The following is a 23,663-nucleotide window of genomic DNA, read 5'->3' on the forward strand; positions in this document are numbered from 1 at the left end:
TTAGAAATGCTCGCCATACGCAATCACTTGAGTCTCCATAAGAATCTTGTGTTCCCTGGCATTTTTTAAAGTTGCTTTCGCTATTTTAGTCTTTGTATCAATACTAATTTCCAACTCAGCCCCCACGTCTTTTTTATCGCCATAAAATGAGGCAAAGTTTTGAAAAGTTTCATCTTCATCAAAAATAAACCGGGCTGCACATCGGTTATTATGCTGATCATACCATTTGACATAAATATCTTTAGGAATCCCTCGAGACTCCATATCCATATACCGAAGACTTTCATCAAAAACAACACGCTCAGCATTATAAAATTCGAAGTCTGCATCGAATGTTTTTATGTCAGATGACAATACAAACTTAGGCTGGACAGGATAACGTACCCGTAATTTATCCCAGTAACCGTATGGAATCGGTTTATCTGCGATAGCTCGCTGAATATGTGAGGGAATAATCGATGTATCGGACAGTACATGTTCACGCCATTCTTGGTTAAAGATATTACCGTATTCTTCATGAGGTTTAGATTGATCCCCCTCATTGATCGTGACTTTTTCCGCTTGATAACGACCTATTTCAATTTGACGACGCCCTGTTCCGGCAGCCCATATAACAAGTACACCACCGGGAGCAAACCCCAAAATAATCTTATTATAATGTTCATCAATAGTGTTAGTCGCCCCTTTTTCGGCATATGATATCCCGAACAACGACCGAAGTTTGTTGTAATCTACTGGACCGTTCATGCGGTAAAAAGTGTCTTCTACAAATGAATACCAAGTAATATCCAATGCTTTAGGCAAAGACATCACCTGCTCATACGACCCACCACCAGCTTGTCCCCACACCGCATGATAGTTCACTAGGTTGCCCTCACTGAACGTAAATTCATAATCATTATCTTTTGGAAAGACAAAACGGCCTTTGTACAGCTGAACGGGATAAGCCGAAGGATTGCTCATCGCGCAATACCACTTGTAACGTCCTTCTTTTATATTATCGGCTTGCGTTAGACGTTCTTCCCTTAGGTCGCTCATCTCACGTATCGTGGTTGAAAATGCAAATATAATAGGGATTAAAACAAGAAATCCCAACAATGTGGGAACTAGATATTTCCAGGATTTTAACGCCCAGGTTATAATCACGCTGCTAAAGAATGTCAGGAAAATACTAAGTGTCACAATCAGGGGGAACATTTCCCTAATCACACCGCCAAGGTCGGCATAAAGTTGATGTTCATGTTCGTCATCCAACGTAGATAAAAAAAGCAATACGGGGAGCAATAAAGAAAATAAGCAATAAAAAAGAAAACCGTAGCCAAGTTCAAAAACAAATTTTGGTTCCTCTAAAACATTAAATTTCTTGCGTAACTTATTAAAGTGAAAATAAACCAATGTAATGACAATAAAATAGGGGGAACAGCAAAATGCAGCATAAACCATATTTAAATCTGCATTATGCACGATTAAGGTTGTAACGAGGCTGAAGACAGCAACGAGAAAAGCAGAAACTGTAGCTCTTAAAATCATTATAATTTGTTTTTAATCCGAAAAAGAGCTGTCGACAGTTCTTCAACCGATAACAGCACAGTTCAAAAATAATAAGAAATGTATTACAAATATAAGCAGATCCATATTCGAGCGCACTAAGCAAATATCCGTCCTATATACTCTATACTGGCTAGGTACTATTCGCTAGCGCATGATTGCAACGAAAAAAATCCAATCAAAAGTGCTTAAATGAAAATCGATCAAGTTTCTTAACTTCGTTTTTTATTCTTCAAATCATGGCTATACACACTAAAATTAGAAAAGCACAAGCAAGTGATTCACAAATCGTACCTGAAATTATGCTCCAGGCTATGGGCGATATTATCTTCCGCTTTATCCAAAAAGAAGATAGAAAAGAGGCAATACATTTTCTAACACAGCTCTTCAAGCAAAAAGGTAATCTCTATAGTTATGAAAACACTTTTGTCGCAATTGACGACAATGGACATATTACAGGTTCATTGACAGGCTACGATGGTGATCGCTTTGTTGAATTGAGACAACCTATTTTGAATCATATAATGGAGCAATACAATAATACGATGATTCCAGAAGCCGAAACTGCTGGAAACGAATTTTATATAGACTCTATTGCTGTTGCTCCCATTGCTCGGGGCAAAGGTATCGGAACAGAACTTTTGCACTACGCGATCGCACATGCCAAGCAAAGTGGTTTTAAAAAAGTCGGACTACTTGTTGATTTAAAGAATCCCAATGCACAAAAACTCTACGAAAGAATTGGCTTCAAACTTGGTCAAAAAACACCTTTTGTAGGTGGCGAATATTATCATATGTATATCCAGCTTGATTAAAAATCAATAAATAACAAAAAACAGGGTTCAATAGAAATTAAATTTATGACTATATCTATTCGCAAGGAGAATTCGACAAATGCAATCAATTAGAAAACATTACAGCAATTCTGCAACGCCTCGAAAACATTGGCTTTATTTAGTGGGAGATGGAAACTTTCCATCCTTTTCAAGCTCTTGGAGCAAGATACAAGTTATTCGGAATTCAAAATTCTATCGGAAATAAGTGTTATAGATTCTTCAAAAGTTAACATAGAAAACGCAAAACTTAAAGCTATTGGTCCACGTATATTTGCAAATAAAATGAAACAGCATCTTCATAGACAATTACGGATCTACAGATATGTGATCTATCGAGAGACATTAATCGATCCTTGGGAACATTTCTGGTCATTTATTGGTGCCTTTGTGGGAATATTTATTATTGCCTACATCCAATCCCTTCAGTTACCTTCGATGGAAAATATCTTTTTGATAGGCTCTTTCGGGGCTTCTTCGGTTTTGGTTTATGGAGCAATACAAAGTCCACTTGCACAACCCCGCAACTTGATCGGAGGCCATGTCGTATCTGCAATCGCTGGGGTTACCGTCGCACAGCTCCTTCCCGATATTATCTGGCTAACTGCTCCCTTTGCTGTTGCATTATCGATCGTTTGTATGCAGCATACACGCACCTTGCACCCTCCTGGCGGAGCAACCGCACTTATTGCTGTCAGCAGTGGGACAAAAATCTCTTCAATGGGGTACTGGTATGTATTAAGTCCAGTACTATCGGGCTGCTTAATTTTATTCCTTGTGGCACTAATCTTTAACAATATCACTAAAAATAGACATTATCCTGTAAAGAAATCACGTTTGCGCCGTTCAAGAAGGCAGCATTTAAAAACTCGTTTTGAGAGAACCAAGAGTCCATCAAACCTATAAGGCTCTGGAATTCCCCATTCTATCCAAATCTATCGGATAGAATGGGCACTTGATTCATATCTAAGTAAAATCTCCCGAAGAATCAGCTAGCATTGCCTAGTTTCAGACCATCAAGCTCCTATAATCAATAAAATTACTTTCTCTTTAAATTGAGCAATTTGAAAAAAATAACTTATATAAATTTTAACAATTACCTAATTTAACAAACAAAACACAAATTAATACACAAAAGTATTTCTATAAGAATAATTATTTAATATAAAATTAGTTTTCAACAAAACAATTGTTCCGAAATAACGTTAACTCGTTTATTCATTGCATTTAATTCTATACTAAACAACGTAAACCAATCATGACCAGATTTACACAAACACTGCTGTTGATCTTATTAATCTTCACAAGCCAACTTGTTGTTAATTGTTCCTCAGATGATGATCCAATCAATGAAATTGAAAATTCGACCAGTTGGATGGATGACCTTGAAAAATCTTTAGGGACAGGAACCAAAGCCAAATTAAATAACTGGATAGCAAAAGGCTTAGATCAAACCAAACTCAAAGAGGCATTTTCCAAATCGAAGGATAAGGCTGCTTTGATGAATAACCTAGAAACTGCACAGAGCATCTACCACCAAAGGGTATACATTGAAGATTGGAACAATATCCCTGGTATTGAGAAATCTGATTATGCACCGAATGGCTTATCCAGTGGAAAAATGAGCCCCTGGAACAACCCGGATTTAGATTTACCTGCCGTTGAGGCAGCTAACTTTGTTGATGCGACAGCAATAGAACTACCAGCGGGGACAAAAATATATCGTATCACCGGAGGAAATCCTGCTGGTGGTTACTGGACAAAAGATATACCGAAGTCCGTTGGCGATGTGATCGGCGGTACCGCAGTTCAACCAGCATGGAACAACTTCAGTAAATTTTACCGCTATGAAGTGCCGCAAGCACAAACCTTAAAAGTATGGAAAGGTACCACAGCAAGGCAGCCGATCGCCGCAGGTGTCGTTAATCCACACCTTCCGGGTAAAGCAATTCAATTATTCATACCTGCAGCGGTCAGAGATGACGCTTTTAAGAAATTAGTACAAGAAATTCCTTTACCATGGTAAATATCGAACACATAAAAGATTATTATCTGCAACTCTTGACTGTATTGGAGCAGGAAGCAGTCCTCAACCCACCGGTTCGGGCGTTTTTAAACTATGTTCTTCCTTTTAAAAGTAAATTTTCAACCGCCGCTACGAACAATGAACAAGAATTACGAGAATTCCTAAGAGGAGCAAACCGCTTTACTGATGAGTTTTCATTTTCGGATCACAACAGCAGCCAAATACGGTTTCTGATCAAAAGTCTTTATGACATATTAAATCATAACAGCTAAGAATCAATAAGCAATGGGGACAGTACAAACCGCCCCATTGTTTTATGACCTCTTCTTATTTTTCCAAAGAAAGTGCCACCCCTTCCTTAATTTCATCATTTGCATGCAGCAGAATCCGGTCGTTTATATTCAATTGACCAAAAATCTCCGTTGCATCATGCGTAGCCCCCCTTTGACATCCACAAAATGAGCTTTTCCATTGACGAATTGAATAATATATTGCCTTTCCGTCGATAAGCGCCTTTTTTAGACAAATCAACTTTATCCACATAGGTCTCCGGAATCTGTACCTCCAAGCGTAATCGATTAAGATCCTACAATTAAATAAAGGCTGATCGTTGCCTTTTAGCGTTCCTACCAATCCCCTTCTGAAACACTATGTTGCACCATATCTCAAACTTTACTCACATTCTTCTCCTCTTCTAAAACTGTTGTTATACCACGATAGATTCCATACAATAGGAATAATAAACTAGTAATTGTAAGCCCAAGATACTCCACGACCCAAGCAATAAGTATGGCCACCAAATGAATTTTACCGTTCTCGGGTTTAAAAGCCGCACCGGAATAAATGTAGTATGCGATAGAACCAAATAAAATAATCCAAATAATTGCGTAAATGTAATGGAGCGGATTCTTACTAAGTTTTTTATTTTTAAACATGACCAAGTTTTATGATGTATACGATAGCTAATTGGTTATCTAAATCTAATTAGCATTTCGTCAAATGTAAGGTGTAGCCAAGCATTAGGCAAGCCATAGTTATTATTCGCATCTTAAGGTTTAATATTCGCATGATCGGTAGTTAAATTCGTCATCAGCTTTGGGGAGCATGTATTAATTTCCGGTTCGGAGGGTCAGCAATTAAACAAAACTTTCATGATTTCGCAGACACCAGCAGCATTGATAGCACACCGAAAGTTTTTTCTGACCATAACATCAGAGAATTTCAAAAAAAAAGAGTCACTTGGTTTTTCTACAAGCAACCCTTTTACACTAGATTATTTAGATGTGCGTCTTACGCGTTTGGTAATTTGCTCATATCCATATAAAATATTTCCCAGGTATGTCCATCATGATCTTCAATATTCCTTTGCTGCATAAAACCATAGTCCTTCATAGGCGATGGCTCTATGCCTCCTGCTTTAAGTCCCTTCTCAACAATTTCATTTACACGGTCAAGACTGGAAACTGAAAGCGAAAATAGTCCTGCGATCTGCTTTTTTGTATCTGCAAGAGGTTTTTCTATAAACGTTTTAAATTTATCATGGGACAAAAGCATAACAAAGATATGCTCGCTCCATACCATACATTTACCCTGTTCATCCGAAAACTGAGGATTATTCTTAAAACCCAATTGTGTGTAAAAATCCATTGACTTATTCACGTCTGCTACTGCAAGATTGATAAATATCTGTTCCATCATTTTAAAGTTTAATTGCTATCCATAGTACAAAGTTGAAATTTTTCAACCAGAAAAATCTTGGCATATGCGAAGATTTTCTCCTTCCCCAGTTCGAATATTCAAATACGTCCAGTCAGCAACAATGATATACTTCCAAAACTTTATTTCACTTTCCTAATTTTGATCTATCCATACTAGCCTTTGCTTTTGAGGACCTAAATAGCAATAAATGACAAATGTCAAAAAAAACAGTATTATTTAGAAAGTTGGTTCAGTTCCGCTTGCGAAAATACGTGATCACCTTTGAGATAACTATTTGCTTCTTTCAAATAAGTGTAGATTACTTCTCGGCCCTTGGGATTCGGCAGTTTATATAAATTGTGAACCAAATACTCTTTATCCCGCAATCTATCTTTACTATAGCTTAAAAATGAAGGTGCATGTGTTTGCACGCTCCAACGAATAAACCGTAAATCTATATTGTCCGGATATTTCATAATCATTTCTTCCAGAAGCTTTTTGCCCTTTTTGAATTGACCTAATTTTGTAAACGGATTACCCATATGTTTTGCCCATAATATTTCATAAGCAGCGAGATATCCCTTCTCTGTTGCCGAATTGGCAGATTTTTCTAATAGTTTCAGATTAGTTTCACAAAGCTTTTTGTTCTGAACAGCAGTGGCGTATTCGGCCCTCATTTTATCAACATCAACTTGACCAAAACAACATATCGTACACAATACCAAAGAGACACAGATAAAAAATCGTACAACCATTTTCAATTCAGTTAAAGTAAAAAAATAGAACCTATTCTGTCATATAACAATATCAGGAAGCTTTGAGTTTTCTTATTTTTTAATCCGCTGAGAATGCCGTTTGTTTTGCCATTTTCCCAATACGATCAATAATGCACCAATTGCGACGAAAACCAAGGTTACACCAAAGCTGTTCAAAATAACCCTATCCATTCCCAGTTCGGAGACATCAACAAAAGGATAAGGATAAAACCCAGAGAACGAACCATGCCATAGCGTATAAAAAAGATAAATTAACGGGAAGATTAACCAATAAAAAATATGGTTCCAGCGAATTTCTGTTTTATCCAAAAACAGCCACCAAAAGAGAAAGAAACTCAGGGGTGTAACAACATGCAACAATTCATCGACCAGACTTAACAGTCCTCGCGGATGCGACAGGAAGCGGAGTATACCATTGTAGATTATACCGACAATAAGAATATATAGTGTTACAGCCGTAATGGTTTCGGGTTTGGTAAAAAATAGCCCGATTCGACTTTTCGACCAGCAAACAGTAAAAAAACAGCATAACAGAACCATTACATTACTCAGAATCGTAAAATAACTAAAAAACTGAACAATATAGTCCATGCGGCCAAGCTCAGAGACAAGAGCGCTTAATACAAATTGCCCAACGACTGCAAATAAGGTAATCAAACCAATGCTACCAGCAAAAACCGATTTTAATGACTTTTGAGTTTCCATATTACGAGTCGTCTATACAATACTAAATATAAAAAATTCAGCTGCCTTTTGGAATTTTAAATGACCAATTTCCTCACTACCCTGTTGAGAATCTGAAACCAGATTGTAAATAATGGCGACGAATTGTAAATGAATTCAGTTTCCTTAGTTACAATTATTATTTTTACTAAAAATAAAGTATGGATACATGATAACAATAGCTATTATCGAAGATGAACCTGCAGTGCGCAAAGAGATCAGCTATTTGGTCCAGCAGGAAACCGATGTTGAACTTGTTGGCTGGAGCGATACGGTGACAAATGCGGTAAAATTGATTGAAGAAAAACAGCCCGATGTCATACTTATGGATATTCAGCTCCGTGATGGTACAGCATTCGATATTTTAAAAAAGCTAACTGTAATTCCACAGAACATTATTTTCATTACTGCCTACAATCATTTCGCAATCAAAGCCATCAAATATGGCGCTTTAGATTATCTCTTAAAACCCGTTGATCAAACCGAGTTGAACGAAGCACTGGAACGCTATCGGCGCAAAAGAGAAAACAATCCGCAATGGATGCAACGTTTATCAATGGCGCATGAGGCACTGCATGCCAATGAGCTACCCGAAAGCATTGCTTTGGCATCAATTCACCAAGTACGCATCGTCCCTGTTCATCATATCATTTACTGTAAGGGCGATGGCCCTTATACTTTTTTCTTTTTGAGTGATGGCACTAAAGAGTTAATCTCCAAGCCTCTCAAATATTATGAAGAATTATTGCCCCAACCCTACTTCTTGCGCACGCATCAATCTTATCTTGTTAACAGATCGCATATCTCTGGCGTCAATCGTTCCGAATATATTATCTTAAAGAACAAAGAGGAAATTCCAATTTCATCACGCCGGAAAAACTCGATCTTAAATCAGCTCTTTCCAGAAAAATGAGATCACTGAACCGTATTTTCCTTGGGCTCTTGTTGCCCTTATTTTTTATCGCCTGCAGCAGAAAACAAAACTCCCCTTCGCCAGATCGCGAAACTATTGCTGCACAGATCAAAGCGCTCGAAGACCTAAAATTGAATCCAACAAATGGAGATTCAATCAGAAAGATTTGGCTACAATTAGACCGCAATTCTACTGTAAAAAAAGACACTGTACTCGCCGCCCGTGTAAAATATTACCTGGCACGGCTATACGCCATGAGCGGTCAAGATTCAGCTCGTTTTTTTGTCGAACAGGCGCTTGAACTCATCGAACCCACAACTGGAAATGTAAAATACAAAGCACTTATCTACAATGGCATAGGAAACATCCGCAGTATCGAAGCCAAACAACGTGAAGCAGGTTATTATTATAACAAAGCCGCCACCATTGTTTTGTCGGACACCGCGGCAGGACTGTCAACCGAAGCAAAATCAGCGATATTGCTATCCGCAGCACAAAACAATCTGAGCGCCTTCCAGTATAACCTCGCCGAAAAAATGAATCGATCAGTGTTACCACTAATTGATTCGCTGCCAGAAGGACATATTAATCGGCAACGTGTTCTGGTACAAATGATACAGACGCTCAACACCCTACAAAGACCTGCGGCAGATATTGCCCCCTATCTTCATAGACTCGAAGAATTGCACGCTAAAAATCCAGATAAATACAACATTAGTTTTCTGTACGATTCCAAAATCCAATACTATGAAACTGCAAAAAAACCGGATTCCATTTTACATTATGAATTGCTTAAAATAGCAATCGATGAACGTTTGCATCAGCAAACAGCATCCTCCATATTGATGAACAATTTATTCGTCGACTACAGTAATGTTGCCGCTATCTATGTTTCACTAAAGAACGCGGCGTCGGGTGAGAAGTTCATCCAAAAAGCGAGCAAACTGAAAAAGCAATTTCCCAAATTAATATTTCCCAACAACGAAATTACATTTCAACACAGTCTTGCAGCCGTATACCGCTTGCAAGGAAAAGATAAAGCAGCCTTAGACGTATTGAATCACCTTGTTCAATTACAAAGGGGGATTTATCAATCGGAGAATACACAAGCGATCGCCGAAATGAATGCCCTATATCAACTCCAGGCCAAAGATCAGTCTATTCGTATACTGAACGAAAATATCAAGATCAATAAACTTCAGTTACAACAAAATCGTTTGTGGCTGATCATCTCTTCCTTGGCGGTTATTTTATTGATGATCGTACTTTTCTTCCTGTATTATAGTTTTCGCCAACGACGTTCCAGACAGGAGAAAGAAAAAGTCTTATTGCAGCAACAATTACTTCGCACGCAAATGGAACCGCATTTCATTTTCAACACCCTTTCGGCTGTACAAAGCTTCATGCGCCTGGATAAAAAAGAAAATGCCATTAAATATTTAAACCGTTTTAGTCGACTATTACGTAGCAATCTCGAGTTAAGTCGTGAAAACCTTGTTCCGCTAAATGAGGAATTGGAGACCTTAGAAAACTATCTGATTCTGCAGCAAATGCGTTTTGAGGATGCTTTCCATTACCATATCACACAACCTGAAGACCAAGATCTGAGTGCGGTCATGCTGCCCCCAATGTTAATACAGCCCTATGTTGAAAATTCAATTCTGCATGGTATAGACTTTGAGACGGGTAATGGAAATATTAACATCCAATTTGAGTTGTCGGCAGATATCCTACAGGTGCGAATTGAAGATAGCGGAAAAGACAGCCCCAACCTTCCTGAAGTTTCACATCGTTCGCTTTCAGGAACGATCAGCCGAGAACGCATGCAATTATTAGGAAAAAAAGCAAGTGTACAGATCACCAAATCCCCAACTGCCGGCACTACCGTTATACTCCACATCCCTGTGACCTATTAACGATTGACATTATAGCTAATTCGAAACATATCTTCGAACAAACAGACGGCGAGCATCCCTAAATTTGCTCGCCGTCTAAATTAACTAACACAAACTAAATGTCTTATTACGGGTTTCCCCTTAAACATTGACCTACTGTTATTTTTGTCTCAGCTTGTCCGCAAGAATTTTCATATAAAAACCTCCAACAACACTACGCGCCTTAAAGTTCTCACGGATACCAGTAGTTGAATCATAGAAATCGTTTAAAGGAACACGAGATCCTGTTTGAATCGAATGATTATATACCGGTTTCACCAATGCTTCAAATGCCTCTCTCGATGGAGCAAATGACGCTGTCCAAAGGATCCAGTCATTTTTCGTATAGGCTTTACGGCTATCCAATGGTATCCCGAATCTATTTTGCTTCGTCAGGTAATATTTGATTTCAGTATCATACACTTTTTGAGGAAACAAATTCAGCCCCAAGACTTTGTCCCAGATCAAATTATATTTTTGACTCCAGGTATTTTTATCATCAAATGTCAGGGCATAGTGATCGCCAGCATCTGCCATTTCCATCCATTTTGGAACCATTTCTTCGGCAATAGCACGATATTTTTTTGCTGTGGCTGTTTCACCGATTGTCTCAGCGAGCTGCGCATAACAAGCAATACCTACGATCGCTTTAACAGATAAATTTGCATTTCGCGCAAGGTGACCAGCAAAATCATCCGTACATAGCTGTGTTTTAGGGTCGAAACCGTCTTTAACAAGATAATCTACCCAGGTGGTCAGCGTTTTCCAATGTTTTTTCGCATAATCTCCGTTCCCCTGCACTTTCGTGATTGCAGCGGTTAAAATAATCATATTGCCCGACTCTTCCACTGGCATAGGTTCGCCATACGTCTGGCCATTGGCCAATGGATAAGTACCCAGATCGTGCGCCGCCCAAGGATAAGGATATTGCCCGCTTTCGCTAAAATAAAAGATTCCGCTCAACATTCCCTTTAACAGCTCAGGATTATAAATCAAATATAATGGCGCTGATGGATAGGTAACATCGACCGTATTGATAAAGCCGCCACTGTTATTTTCTTTGGAAAGCCATAGCAGTTCATTTTGTGGACTTTTTACCAAAGTATGTGCTGCAATACTTTGGCGATAAGCAAGAACGTTCAGGTGTGCATATTCTTTTCCGCCCGATTTTAGTGCATCAGCATAGACAGCTTTATCGAATACCACACATTTATCGAGCACACTGCGATACTCGTCTGCCGCCAGCGTCAACTGATTTTCAATCGTTTCCTGGCCGGAATTGTTCCACCAGGGTCTTAGATTATTTTTAAAATACTGAATCGCATAAATTTCATCATAACCTAATTCAACAAAGCGCTCCTCCGCCTTCGATCCTACATTGCCAAATGGAATGATCGTGTTCAGCGCAAGTGAAGTACCTTTTAAACTTTTTGCGGTTGTCACTGTTCCCTTTCTAAAGGCATCTACGGCACCTGCCATCGGACTTAAAAACTGCTGTGCCTTATCTTTCTTTGGCGAAGCGACATAAAAATAGCCCCAGTCAATCCGCATATCGTCGGCACCTTTCTGCAAGATGGGCTGTTCGACCGTTCCGGCTTTCAGTACCGCCAATTTTTCGGTCTCATATTTCTCTACGGTCACTTCCTGCGAAGGTTTATATACCGCGATATTTGATGCCGCACTTAGAAACACTTTGACAGCATGCTGCTTGCCATCGTTTGCTTTTACATTGTACGTGATATAGCTTACAGGTCTAGCCAATAAATTTAGATCGTCCATAAGCAAAGGCGACGTAAAAGTCAATTTTAGATCCACTTTACCCGCCTGAAAATTATAGATCGTACGCGTGGCAGTTATTTCCACATCTTTCTGTATTGCCGTCTGCACCTTCGGACCACGCTCTTTAAGTCTGTCAACCAGACCAAAATCCAGGTAACGGCCGCCTGCAGTATTCTTCAAATGGATGGCAATCGTATTTTGCCCGACTTTCAAATTAGCCTTATCGATCGGTAAATACTGAAAGCTATTTGTCCAGCCTGTTTTTTCATAGACTTTCTTTCCGTTCAAAAATACTTCCACATTATCATCATGATTCAGTTTCAGAAACAGCTCATTAATGTCCTGCGGATTCGCTACAGTAAACTCACGCCGTACCCAGATATCGTCCGATTTCCAGAGCGTTTTCACCTGCTTTTCATCGTCACCAATAGGGGCAACACCCGATTTCCAGCCCTCCGCTTTATAAGCGGCAAACTGCCAGTCCCCTTGTGGCTTGGATTCTGAATAATGTATTGTATAAGATTTATCTTCGGCAGTTGGCAGAATAACCGCATAATTAGGTTCTTCTTTACCAAGAAAACGATAGATATTACCATCAACATTAATTAAGCCTAACAACGAATGATCAGCTTCAGTCCAGTGTTTCGTTGTCGATGCATTGAGCTGATCCGTCATCGACCATATACTAAAATTAGGATTATGCGTAATCAATGGATAAGCCGGAGCTTTCCTTTCTTGGGCTTGCACATGTAAAAAGGTAGAAACACAGGCGACGAGATAACAAAGGCCTATTTTCCCAACTTTGTTCATGGCATAAATAGATTTTTGAAAAGGTTTAATCATATTTTTTGGATAAAATTAGCTATACAGTTTTTTGGCATTGAGCTTATGCCCAATCGTTTTAACAAAGAAAGTGGGAATAAATTAAATTCAGCTGTCGCATCGTATCATTTTATATTCAATTTATATCATATTTAACACTTGGTTAGGTAATAGAGATAATTATTATCTTTGGAAACCTGTCCGATTGTTCTTCGCATCATGACCTGCAAACATCGGCTTCAATTTTATCCGCAAAACGATGAGAAGTATTTACATTTTTTCCCTGATTACCCTATCTTGTCTTTTCTCAACAAGCACTCAGCTTTATGCGCAGGAGACAGATTCAGTCAATAAAAAAGAGTTGGGGTTAAGTTCCCTGCTGAACGAAATTAGACAGCAGCAAATTAATGATTCTCTCGAACGCGTAAAACTCCAGAACGAAATTGCCGATCTCAAAAGTCAAAATAGTCCTAAAAAGGAGAACTTAAAACAACAGCTCAATGAGTTTGATGAAGAAAATAACATTCGGCAGCAGCAATTGAAAATAAGAGTAGACTCTATCAAAAAAAACACAAAAAGATATGCTGTTGCCCCATTTAATGATACGCTATTCTATATCTATAATAAACTGGGATCATCATTAGCCAAAGACCGGGCTTACAATGTAGTCAGCCGGATCCATAATCTATATGAAGATGATTTTGTGAAAGTAGATTCATTTAAAATCGAAAATAACGAAATCAGTACAGACATTGTTTACAAAGATCTCGTGATCACTTCCGTCACAGAACTCGATGCACTTCTGGAAGGAAAAAGCAAAGAAGAGATTGCGACAAACTACCTAAAAAGAATTCAGGATTCAATCACAACGGAACGTGCAGATAACAGCATTACAAAACTTCTTACCCGTATTGGACTTGTATTTCTCATTCTCGTCGTTTTTTCAATATTGATTTTATTGATAAACAAATTGAAAAAATATGGTACGCAACGTATATTGACGGAAAGAACACAACGGATCAAAGATATTAAGATCAAAAATTACGTACTTGTTACTTCTGTACAAAAAACGCGTATGTTTATTAATGCAATTAATATCTTGCGCTGGGCATTAATTATCCTAATTGCCTTTATTATGCTGCCGATTGTCTTTAGTGTTTTCCCTTTTACACAGAGCTGGGCATCCAACCTCATTGGACTCTTCACAAAACCTTTGAAGACAGCAGTTCTGGCAATCTGGGACTATATTCCAAATCTGATTACTGTATTTGTCATACTAGTTGTCATGCGTTATGCCGTTCGATTCGTAAAATACATATTTAGCGAAATCGACAAAGGGAAATTGGAGGTCAATGGCTTTCATCGTGATTTTGCCATGCCAACTTTTACCATTGTCCGCTTTCTGCTTCAGGCTTTCACACTCGTGCTTATTTTCCCTTATTTACCCGGAGCCAATTCAGATATCTTTAAAGGAATCTCCGTATTTATTGGCGTCTTGTTCTCTTTAGGATCATCGTCTGCAATATCCAACATCATCGCTGGTTTAGTGATCACTTATATGCGCCCTTTTCGTATCGGGGATCGCATCACTATTGCTGATAAAACTGGGGTTGTTATTGAAAAGTCACCGCTGGTAACGAGACTTAGAACAATAAAAAATGAAGAAATCACCATCCCCAACTCGTCGGTTCTTTCCGGAAATACGGTCAATTATTCAACCTTCTCGGAAGACGGAATTTGTTTCCAGGTAGAATTAACAGTCGGTTATGAAGAACCTTGGCAGCGTATACACGAGTTGTTGCTAAACATTCCACCTCGAATAAAACGTGTAAACCTCAGCCCAGCGCCGTTTGTCTTACAAAAAAAACTAGATGACTTTTATGTGTTGTATGAACTCAATGTCTATATCGCTAAATCTGCAGAAATTGAACTGGCAAAATCAGAGATTTTTCAATCGATCCTTGATGACTTCTTAGCTGCGGGAATTGATATGAATGGTCCACATATATTTGCCAAAGTGGATCACGTCCAGCAATACAATCCAAAAATGACCAACAATTAGTCTGCATTAACCCGAACATCACATTTGGGATTTTCAAGCAAAGCTATCCACTCCTCATCACTGTAGGCAGATTCCTTCTGATAATTGCTCCCGAAAACCTCCGGAGTAGAAAATAACGTCTCAGCTCATAGTTTTCCATATGCAACAAATTACGTGATCTTTTAACGTAAATATAGTTAAGAAAGCACAACATACTGCCACTGGACTATCTGCTTTATTCAATTTGGACTAGCTTTCTCCAAGCTATTGGCCGTAATTTTGAACTAAATCAAGAAATAGTTATTTGCATGTATGTACCCAAACATTTCCAATTTGAAGGCTACGCCGAGAAGATTGCATTTATGCAACAATATAGCTTTGCAACCATCGTATCGATAAAAAATGGCATTCCGATAGCAACACAACTTCCCTTCCATATCCGTATGGACAAAGACCAGCTGATTTTGACATCACACTTCGCCCGCGCCAACGAACAAGCAGATTATATCGAAAATTCACCATCACTGGTTATATTCTCCGAACCTCATGCCTATATTTCTCCGCAGCACTACGACAAAGTGGAAAGCGTGCCAACCTGGGATTACATCGCAGTACATGCCTATGGTCTTGCATCAATCCTAACAGACGAACAGGCAAAAAACAAAGTATTGGAGCAGATGATCCTCAGTTATGATGAAGCCTATCTGACACAATGGAATGAACTCTCCGATCGATTTAAAAGTGGAATGATGCGGGGTATTGTCGCATTTGAACTTGTCGTGACGGATTTGCAGGGACAAAAAAAATTAAGTCAAAATAAAAGCGAAACAGAAAGACTGCGGATCAGTGATTTTTTGGAAAATAGTAATAGAACGCACGAACGCGATATTGCAACATCGATGAAAAATCAATCCCATGAATGAATAAAAAAATGAAAAAAAATAACATCGACATCAATATCACAAAAGTAAAACTAACAGATATTGACCTTCTGCAGGATATAGGAAAAAAAACTTTTGTCCAAACTTTTTCGGATACGAATACCGAAGACAATATGAAGGCTTATCTGGCAGAAGGTTTTTCAAGGGAAAAATTATTGTCTGAACTCTGTAACGACGAATCGGAATTTTACTTTGCCGCAGCGGAAAATAAGATTGTTGGTTATCTGAAAGTAAATACGGGCCAGGCCCAGACCGAACAGCAATCCTCACAAGCGCTAGAAATTGAACGTATCTATGTATTACAGGAATTTCATGGAAGAAAAGTAGGACAATTATTGTATGAAAAAGCACTCAGCCTGGCACAGCGGAAAGAAGCCCCATTTGTTTGGCTGGGTGTCTGGGAGAAGAATCTGCGTGCAATCAATTTCTATCAGAAAAATGGTTTTGTCGCATTTGATCAACATATTTTTCAATTAGGTGATGATCAGCAAACAGATGTCCTGATGAAAAAAATAATACCGCCCTACCATGAATGAGACAATTACAGAAAATATACGCATAATTCAACAGCGTATAGACAAAGCCTGCAAGGCAAATAACCGAAATCCACAGGAGGTAAAATTATTGCTGGCAACCAAAACCGTTCCCGCCGAACGTATTGAAATCGCATTGCGCACAGGACAAACATTGATTGCCGAGAATAAAGTACAGGAACTGAAAGACAAATTTGAGTATTTAAATACCATTCCCCATATCAATCATTTTATTGGACATCTGCAAACCAATAAAATCAAAGATATCCTCAAATACAATGTATCCTGCATTCATTCGATAGACCGTTTCGATCTTGCTGAAAAATTGCATCAGCGACTTTTAAAGGAAAATAAAACCATGGAAGTGCTTATTCAGGTAAACACCTCTTTTGAAGAAAGTAAATACGGAGCTTCCCCCACGGAGGTGCTTGACCTCGTTCGGCAAATTGCCACATTAAACACGCTGCAGATTAAAGGGTTGATGACAATAGGTCTCCTGAGTGCAGAAGCAAAAAAAATACGACAGTGCTTCCAATTGCTCAAACATATTCAACAAGAAATCATAGCTTTACATATCCCTCAGGTTTCGATGGAAGAATTGTCAATGGGCATGAGCGGCGATTTAGAAATAGCAATAGCAGAAGGCGCAACAATTGTCCGAGTGGGCACGGCAATTTTTGGACAGCGACCGACGCCAGATAATTATTATTGGAATGAGCACATTTAACGTAAAAAAGATGCACATACATTTTATACAGCACGAAGTTTTTGAGGCCCCCGGAGCCTATTTGCATTGGGCAGAAAAGCGCCAACATCAGGTTACTTTTTCCCGCGTTTACCAGCAGGACCTTCTTCCAAAAGAAATCGACTCCATCGACTTTTTGATCGTTATGGGCGGACCTCAAAGTCCAGATTCATCCCAAACCGAATACCATTACTTTGACGCGAAGTCCGAAATTGCGCTTATCCGGCAATGCATTATCGCCGGAAAGGCTGTTGTGGGAGTTTGCCTGGGGGCTCAATTGATTGGCGAGGCACTCGCTGCGCCGTATGCGCATAGCCCGGAAAAAGAGATTGGAGTCTTCCCGATCAAGCTCACGACCGAGGGAATGAACGATATCAACATAGCCCATTTTGGCAATATATTGGAGGTCGGACATTGGCACAATGATATGCCCGGACTAACAGAAGAAAGTAAAATATTAGCAAACAGCGCAGGCTGCCCCAGACAAATTGTGCGCTATGCAAAGCTCGTTTACGGATTTCAATGCCATATGGAATTTACACCAGAGGTTGTCTCCCTTTTGATCGATTCGGAAACAGATCTTCGGCGCCAAAGCCAAACGCATCAATTTGTACAATCTGCTAATGAAATTCAAAGCTACAACTACAAAGAAATGAACAGCAAGCTCCACACTTTTTTAGATTTATTTGAATCCGAATATGTTGAAACCTTGATCAAACCAGAAAGTACACATTCCTAAACAAAGCTGTTAAATCCGCATAGTTAATTCATTAATCAGATAAAAATAGTAGCTTTGGTTATAACGTAAAAAACTATTGATGGACCTTAAGCGCAGTCGACTTTTAAAAATGGGCTACCTCTTTTTTTTGGGGCTGCTCCTATTTTCTTGCATTTCCAAAAAAGAAAACACAGATCTGGTCTGGTATCAGCACCAGGTTATTGAACAGGTTGTACGGGAAAATGACTCCATCTACAGGGTGCAGATCGGTATTATGGCAGCGTCATTCTGGTTAGATAATCTAGATGGCCAACTGAGCAGCGAATTAACTCTACTGCAGCAGAGCCTCACCCAACGCAACAAGGTGAACGTCGCCGTACAGCAGGGTACCAACAAAATCATTCGCGTCACTAACTCAGAGTAAAGAATGTTTTACTAAAAGTAACACAAATGATTTTGGTACCCACCACTTCAATTTTTATTTTAATACTTTCACATCCTTTCCACACAGACATCCCCCCCAGAGCTATTTCATCTGCAATACGTTCTTCAATAAAGTCTTTGCAGACGAAAGGGTCACTTATGCAAGTTTATTCATTAATAAAATTTGGGGCGCTTCCTGCAGTTTTTCTCCAGCAACTTTTCCGAATTCCACGATATAAGATTGTTGATTATGCGCATCCAGTCCAGCCTGGTCTTTCCAGATTTCATAAAAGATAAACTGGTTCTCATCATCATTCACCTGATGCAGATCATATTGTATACAGGCCGCTTCTTTCCTACTTGCTTCAACCATCTCTAGCAATAATGCCAATACCTCTTCGCGATGCGAAGGAACTGCTTTTAAAATTGCTGTTAAATATACTTTCATCGTTTTGATTTTGTTTTGGTAATAGTTGCTGTAATAATAACAATAAAGCCATGAATAAGCACTATTCCCTTTCGTTTAATTTTTAATTCAAGGTAGTTTCCAGTTGAAACACTTCTTCCAGATATTGCTTATACACTTTCTCGTAGTTAGCAACACGCTCTGCTGATGCACCTTTCTCCATATCATGAAAATGGAAACTGCCTATACGCTCCAACCCGGCAAATTGATTCATCTTATGAAAACCAAATAAAACTCCTTCATCAACAGAATGCTGATCGAAAAACTCATTTTCTAATGTAAATGCAGTGTCAGGCGCATTCCAGCTTGAGGTTACCATATATTTTTTACCTTGCATCAAACCTCCCGTACCATAGTTAATTGCCGGATTTTTACGTGATCGGCCATCACTTTTATAGATACCATTGTTGTGCCCTGCCGTAAAGACTTCATCGATATAGAGCTTTAGACGATTGGGAACCTGAAACCACCACACCGGAAAATGATAAACAATAATATCTGCCCATTTAAAGTTTTCAACTTCCGCCATTGGCTCAAAATCATCATTGATATTGGTAACCCGTGTTTCGAATCCATTTCCTGCCAGTGTTTCGACAGTCCAATTTGTTATTGTGGTATTAAAAGAACCACCTGAGTGAGCGAAGTTCTGTCCGCCATTAATGATAAATATGTTCATTTCTATAATTTTTCTTATTGATAACACAAATTTCTATCATATTTTTAAATAACACAAATAATTTAAATTGTATATTTGTATCATAAAAATAATAACTATGAAATGGAACTTAGAATGGCTTCGAACATTTAAGGCGATCTATGAAACAGGAACACTTTCAGCTGCTGCACAGGAATTATTTATTTCACAACCTGGAGTCAGCCTGCATCTAAATTCACTCGAAGCATTTACCGGGCATAAACTTTTCGATCGTTCCGCACGAAAAATGGTACCGACCGAAAAGGGAAAGATCTTATATAATTATGTTATTGACCCACTAAAGAAACTGGAAACGGGCGAGCAACATTTTCACAAACGCGCTTTGGACGAACGTGCTACAATTAGCATCGGCATGTGCTTTGAGACCTTTCAATATACGCTTGAAGAACATATTGCCCAGCTTCCGTTCAATCTGATCATTAAATTTGGGGAATATCCACAGATGCAGCAGGATCTTGACAACGGTTTGCTCGACCTCATTATAACTCCTCAAAAAGGGAACCAGCAGAATCTCCAGTATGAAGCTTTTTCAAAAGAACGCATCGTCCTGATTGCCGGCTGCCAAACCGATACTACCGAGCTAGAGAAACTCTTGGCGGGCAACAAGATTAAGGAAGCTGCTCAGCTGCTGAAAAAACAATTGTGGTATAGTACTGCTGCCGATATGGATCATTTAAAAAACTATTGGTCAACACACTTCGGTGAACATCCTGATTTCAGTCCCAATTATATTGTTCCAAATATAAGCTCTATTATACGTTGTCTGAGCAATAATACAGGCTTTTCTATTGTGCCGGACTTCCTTTGCGCCGAAGCAATAGCATCGGGAAAAATTAAACTGATCTGGGAAGGGACTTCCCCCGTGGAAAATATACTTTATTTTGGAACGAGAAAGAAAACCATGTACCAAGAGGAAATTGTTCAGTTAGAGGCCCTGCTCAAAGAGAAGTGGTAGATCATCGGGCTGCTTGACGTAATAGCCCGGTGTATATCACTGATGAAGCATTTTACTCAAAAATTCAGGCGTTACACCAATGTAGGCAGCCACTTGTTTTTGCGGCAAGCAATCGATCAATGTAGGATAGCGTGCGCAGAACTTTTCATAACGTTCCTTGGCGGCTAAACTGAGATTCTCCATCGATCGGCTTTGATAATAAACCAGTGCATTTTCGGCGAGTATCCGAAAATAAACATTCAATTTCGGAATCTCCTGATAGAGTCGGTTTAGATCCGTTTTGGAGATCATCCATAGTTCCGATTCAAATACCGCATCAATGTATAGGTTTCCGGGGTTGCCAGTCACCAGACTATACATATCTCCAATCCACCAACCGGCTGGAGCAAACTGCTGGATATATTGAAACCCATTCTCATCCACACAGTAACTTCTTAGACAGCCAGAAGCAACAAAGATAGCGTACCTGCTTAAATCCCCTTCCAATAGCAAATATTGTTTCTTCTTCACTTTCTTGGACTTCAGCACTGACAATAGGCCTACGATTTCGTCTTCAGTAAGTTTGATCTCTTTCTGGATACTGTCTAACAATAACTGCTGGTCCATAAATTTAAGTATGATACACAACAAACATAAAGAAATTGATTTTTGTATCCAAACTATTGTCTCTCCGAAAAATCAGTCTCATTTCTATTGGAGCTTCCACCTTCGCCTCCATTTTGAGCAACCTTGGAACCTTACACAAATAGCGTCTTTTCTACGAAATAAAACAAGCGATATTTTCCGTAGAAAAGACGTGCAATTTGTTTAGATATTAACCGATGGCCGTCCTGAAGCCAAGGTATGTGCCTCCTTCATTACTTCTGAATACGTAGGATGGGCATAAGATACCCTAGACATACTATCGGCAGTAATCTCATACTCCAAACCCAAAACACCCTGAGCAATCAGGTCGGCCGCTCGTGCGCCGATCACGTGAACACCCAATAATTCGCCATATTTTGGATCTGCGAGCACCTTTACAAAGCCTTGCGTATCCATTCCCGCACGCGCACGCGCATTTGCCGAAAAGGGAAACTTTCCAATAGTATAAGCGATGCCTTTAGCTTTGAGATCTTCTTCTGTCGCTCCCACAGACGCCACCTCAGGCCAGGTATAAACCACACTGGGTATCCGGTCATAATGTACCTTTGGTTTTTGGCCGTCCATATGCTCCACAACAAATATCGCCTCTTCCTCAGCCTTATGAGCCAACATCGCTCCACCTATTACGTCACCAATAGCATAAATGTGGGGAACTGCAGTCTGCAATTGCTCGTTTGTAACAATCATCCCTCTGGCATCCAGACGAACATCCGTATTTTCAAGCCCAAGTCCAGCTGTAAATGCCTTTCGTCCAACAGCAACCAGAATATAATCTGCCTGTAATTCTTGTTCCTTACCCCCTCGATCTCTAAAAAAAACTTTAGCTGTATTGCCCGTATTTTCTGTTTTGTAAACAGCCTGTTCAAGCAAAATTTTAATGCCATCATGCAGCAGTATCTTTTTCAAGGCGTCCCCCAATTCATGATCCATATTGGCAAGGAGGCGATCGGCATATTCGATAATAGTGACCTCACAACCCAATCTATTGAATATGGATGCCATCTCTACCCCAATTACACCGCCGCCGATAATAACGATTTTATCTGGCTTTTCTTTCAAAGACAACGCCTCTGTTGAGCTGATGATACGTTTTTTATCTATGGCTACTCCCGGAACTGTTGCTGGCTTGGAACCGGTCGCAATGATAAATTTCTTTGCCCCGAGTAACAAACTCTCATGGGCCGATGTAACAACCTGTACGCTTGAATTATCAACGAAAGAGGCCGTTCCATGAATCACTGTAACCTTATTCTTTCTCATCAGAAAATTTAATCCCTGCGTATTTTGCAGCACAACCTTGTCTTTGCGATCATATAAACGTTCAAAGTCCATCGATAGCCCCGCTACCTGAATCCCGTGTGCAGCAAAATGATGCTGTGCTTCATGATAGTGATGTGTACTATCCAAAATTGCCTTTGTGGGAATACAGCCTACATTGGTACAGGTACCACCCAATGTATCATATTTCTCTACAAGTGCGGTTTTATACCCCAATTGGGCACTGCGAATCGCCGCAACATAGCCGCCTGGGCCAGAGCCTATAACCACTAAATCATAGTGTTCCATATATAAATTATTTTTAGTTAACTGATTAATTCACATCCAAAACAGGCCTTCCGTTTATCTCCAGAATACCTTCTTTCCAAAAACCTCTTATAAAAACCGTCCTATATGCGCCAATCATAGTATAAAATAAAATACCAAAAGGTATATTTAAAAGCAATAAAATACATCTCATTTGCAGAAATTAAATACACAAATTAAATTACACACAAATCTACAAATAAAATACCAATCAGTATATTATTACAAATAAAAAAAATAGAAGGCTATAAAATAATATAAAAGTCAATTCTAGCGAACAGGCTTTCTACGCATTCTTAAATTCAAGCTATATTTTTTAACTTGTACCTAGATTGGCACAACAAGTCAAATAGCTACTTTTAGATGAAACAGCATAATTACACAGCCACCATTGAGTGGACAGGAAATCGCGGCAGTGGCACCGATCACTACAAAAACTATGAAAGAAGCCACCGCATTGTCATTGACGGCAAAGCCGATATTGAAGGCTCTTCGGACCCTGCATTTCTCGGAGATCCAACCAAACATAATCCCGAAGATTTATTGTTAAGCTCCCTATCCTCCTGCCATATGTTATGGTACCTTCATTTCTGCTCAGTCCATAAAATTATTGTGGAAGAATATGTAGACCAGGCAACAGGTATCATGGTCGAGGAAGAAAGTGGAAAAGGCTATTTTAAAGAAGTTACACTAAATCCTGCAGTCTGTGTAAAAGATTCTGCAATGATTGCCCTAGCCATGGAATTACATCAAAAGGCTAACGAATATTGTTTCATTGCCAATTCTGTAAACTTTCCGGTTTTGCACCGGCCCAAGGTCACTGCGAGCACATCTCAAAGATAATG

Annotated in this window: 23 protein-coding genes; 14 read left to right on the forward strand and 9 right to left on the reverse strand. The window is 39.2% G+C overall.

Annotated elements, in window-relative coordinates; all coding sequences use genetic code 11:
- On the reverse strand, positions 1-1,530 hold the full coding sequence (locus tag B3C94_RS00385) for a DUF2931 family protein (protein ID WP_293897337.1): 1,530 nt from the start codon (positions 1,528-1,530) through the stop codon (positions 1-3).
- A 257-nt stretch (positions 1,531-1,787) separates the two neighbouring features.
- Between B3C94_RS00385 and B3C94_RS00390 the strand changes: the two genes are divergently transcribed.
- From B3C94_RS00390 to B3C94_RS00405, 4 genes are all read left to right on the forward strand, one after another.
- Complete coding sequence (locus B3C94_RS00390) at positions 1,788-2,363, forward strand: GNAT family N-acetyltransferase (RefSeq protein WP_293897339.1); 576 nt, start codon at positions 1,788-1,790, stop codon at positions 2,361-2,363.
- 303 nt (positions 2,364-2,666) lie between these two features.
- A complete protein-coding gene (locus B3C94_RS00395; RefSeq protein ID WP_293897341.1) occupies positions 2,667-3,287 on the forward strand; it encodes an HPP family protein in 621 nt (206 codons plus the stop codon).
- A gap of 352 nt (positions 3,288-3,639) precedes the next feature.
- Entirely contained in the window at positions 3,640-4,407 is a 768-nt protein-coding gene (locus B3C94_RS00400; RefSeq protein ID WP_293897343.1) for a hypothetical protein, read from the forward strand.
- Positions 4,401-4,679, forward strand: coding sequence for a hypothetical protein (locus tag B3C94_RS00405; RefSeq protein WP_293897345.1), 279 nt, complete (start codon positions 4,401-4,403; stop codon positions 4,677-4,679). The genes B3C94_RS00400 and B3C94_RS00405 overlap by 7 nt, the downstream gene beginning before the upstream one ends.
- A 1,018-nt stretch (positions 4,680-5,697) precedes the next feature.
- Here B3C94_RS00405 and B3C94_RS00410 read toward each other — a convergent pair.
- From B3C94_RS00410 to B3C94_RS00420, 3 genes are all read right to left on the reverse strand, one after another.
- Positions 5,698-6,102, reverse strand: coding sequence for a VOC family protein (locus B3C94_RS00410; protein ID WP_293897347.1), 405 nt, complete (start codon positions 6,100-6,102; stop codon positions 5,698-5,700).
- Positions 6,103-6,338: 236 nt separating this feature from the next.
- Positions 6,339-6,860 (reverse strand): hypothetical protein, encoded by a 522-nt coding sequence (locus B3C94_RS00415; RefSeq protein WP_293897349.1) that lies wholly within the window; start codon positions 6,858-6,860, stop codon positions 6,339-6,341.
- 72 nt (positions 6,861-6,932) lie between these two features.
- Complete coding sequence (locus tag B3C94_RS00420) at positions 6,933-7,586, reverse strand: Pr6Pr family membrane protein (protein WP_293897351.1); 654 nt, start codon at positions 7,584-7,586, stop codon at positions 6,933-6,935.
- A gap of 187 nt (positions 7,587-7,773) precedes the next feature.
- Between B3C94_RS00420 and B3C94_RS00425 the strand changes: the two genes are divergently transcribed.
- Together B3C94_RS00425 and B3C94_RS00430 are read left to right on the forward strand one after the other, a co-directional pair.
- Positions 7,774-8,517, forward strand: coding sequence for a LytR/AlgR family response regulator transcription factor (locus B3C94_RS00425; RefSeq protein WP_293897353.1), 744 nt, complete (start codon positions 7,774-7,776; stop codon positions 8,515-8,517).
- The gene (locus B3C94_RS00430; protein ID WP_293897355.1) at positions 8,514-10,433 is read left to right on the forward strand and encodes a sensor histidine kinase; all 1,920 of its coding nucleotides are present in this window, start codon (positions 8,514-8,516) and stop codon (positions 10,431-10,433) included. The genes B3C94_RS00425 and B3C94_RS00430 overlap by 4 nt, the downstream gene beginning before the upstream one ends.
- Positions 10,434-10,571: 138 nt before the next feature.
- Here B3C94_RS00430 and B3C94_RS00435 read toward each other — a convergent pair whose 3' ends face one another.
- Positions 10,572-13,040, reverse strand: coding sequence for a glutaminase domain-containing protein (locus B3C94_RS00435; RefSeq protein ID WP_414712628.1), 2,469 nt, complete (start codon positions 13,038-13,040; stop codon positions 10,572-10,574).
- Between the two features lie 271 nt (positions 13,041-13,311).
- On the opposite strand from B3C94_RS00435, the gene B3C94_RS00440 reads away from it, so the two are divergent.
- From B3C94_RS00440 to B3C94_RS00465, 6 genes are all read left to right on the forward strand, one after another.
- Positions 13,312-15,114, forward strand: coding sequence for a mechanosensitive ion channel family protein (locus B3C94_RS00440; protein ID WP_293897359.1), 1,803 nt, complete (start codon positions 13,312-13,314; stop codon positions 15,112-15,114).
- Positions 15,115-15,401: 287 nt separating this feature from the next.
- Positions 15,402-16,016, forward strand: a complete 615-nt coding sequence (locus tag B3C94_RS00445; RefSeq protein WP_293897361.1) for an FMN-binding negative transcriptional regulator — start codon at positions 15,402-15,404, stop codon at positions 16,014-16,016.
- An 8-nt stretch (positions 16,017-16,024) separates the two neighbouring features.
- Positions 16,025-16,570: a GNAT family N-acetyltransferase gene (locus B3C94_RS00450; protein ID WP_293897363.1), complete on the forward strand. Its 546-nt coding sequence runs from the start codon at positions 16,025-16,027 to the stop codon at positions 16,568-16,570.
- Complete coding sequence (locus B3C94_RS00455; RefSeq protein WP_293897365.1) at positions 16,563-17,294, forward strand: YggS family pyridoxal phosphate-dependent enzyme; 732 nt, start codon at positions 16,563-16,565, stop codon at positions 17,292-17,294. The genes B3C94_RS00450 and B3C94_RS00455 overlap by 8 nt, the downstream gene beginning before the upstream one ends.
- Positions 17,295-17,304: 10 nt before the next feature.
- Positions 17,305-18,051, forward strand: a complete 747-nt coding sequence (locus B3C94_RS00460) for a glutamine amidotransferase-related protein (RefSeq protein WP_293897367.1) — start codon at positions 17,305-17,307, stop codon at positions 18,049-18,051.
- 109 nt (positions 18,052-18,160) lie between these two features.
- Positions 18,161-18,454: a hypothetical protein gene (locus B3C94_RS00465; protein WP_293897369.1), complete on the forward strand. Its 294-nt coding sequence runs from the start codon at positions 18,161-18,163 to the stop codon at positions 18,452-18,454.
- A 156-nt stretch (positions 18,455-18,610) separates the two neighbouring features.
- On the opposite strand, the gene B3C94_RS00470 is transcribed toward B3C94_RS00465, so the two are convergent.
- Together B3C94_RS00470 and B3C94_RS00475 are read right to left on the reverse strand one after the other, a co-directional pair.
- Complete coding sequence (locus B3C94_RS00470; RefSeq protein WP_293897370.1) at positions 18,611-18,901, reverse strand: putative quinol monooxygenase; 291 nt, start codon at positions 18,899-18,901, stop codon at positions 18,611-18,613.
- Between the two features lie 82 nt (positions 18,902-18,983).
- A complete protein-coding gene (locus tag B3C94_RS00475) occupies positions 18,984-19,595 on the reverse strand; it encodes an NAD(P)H-dependent oxidoreductase (protein WP_293897372.1) in 612 nt (203 codons plus the stop codon).
- A gap of 97 nt (positions 19,596-19,692) precedes the next feature.
- Between B3C94_RS00475 and B3C94_RS00480 the strand changes: the two genes are divergently transcribed.
- Positions 19,693-20,589, forward strand: a complete 897-nt coding sequence (locus B3C94_RS00480) for a LysR family transcriptional regulator (RefSeq protein ID WP_293897374.1) — start codon at positions 19,693-19,695, stop codon at positions 20,587-20,589.
- Positions 20,590-20,625: 36 nt separating this feature from the next.
- Here B3C94_RS00480 and B3C94_RS00485 read toward each other — a convergent pair whose 3' ends face one another.
- Both B3C94_RS00485 and lpdA read right to left on the reverse strand, forming a co-directional pair.
- A complete protein-coding gene (locus tag B3C94_RS00485) occupies positions 20,626-21,195 on the reverse strand; it encodes a Crp/Fnr family transcriptional regulator (protein WP_293897376.1) in 570 nt (189 codons plus the stop codon).
- Positions 21,196-21,396: 201 nt separating this feature from the next.
- Positions 21,397-22,800, reverse strand: coding sequence for a dihydrolipoyl dehydrogenase (gene lpdA / locus B3C94_RS00490; RefSeq protein WP_293897378.1), 1,404 nt, complete (start codon positions 22,798-22,800; stop codon positions 21,397-21,399).
- 381 nt (positions 22,801-23,181) lie between these two features.
- Here lpdA and B3C94_RS00495 point away from each other — a divergent pair, with 381 nt between their 5' ends.
- Positions 23,182-23,661, forward strand: a complete 480-nt coding sequence (locus B3C94_RS00495) for an OsmC family protein (RefSeq protein ID WP_293897380.1) — start codon at positions 23,182-23,184, stop codon at positions 23,659-23,661.
- Positions 23,662-23,663: the final 2 nt, after the last annotated feature.

The organism is Sphingobacterium sp. UBA5670 (assembly GCF_002420705.1).
GTDB lineage: Bacteria > Bacteroidota > Bacteroidia > Sphingobacteriales > Sphingobacteriaceae > Sphingobacterium.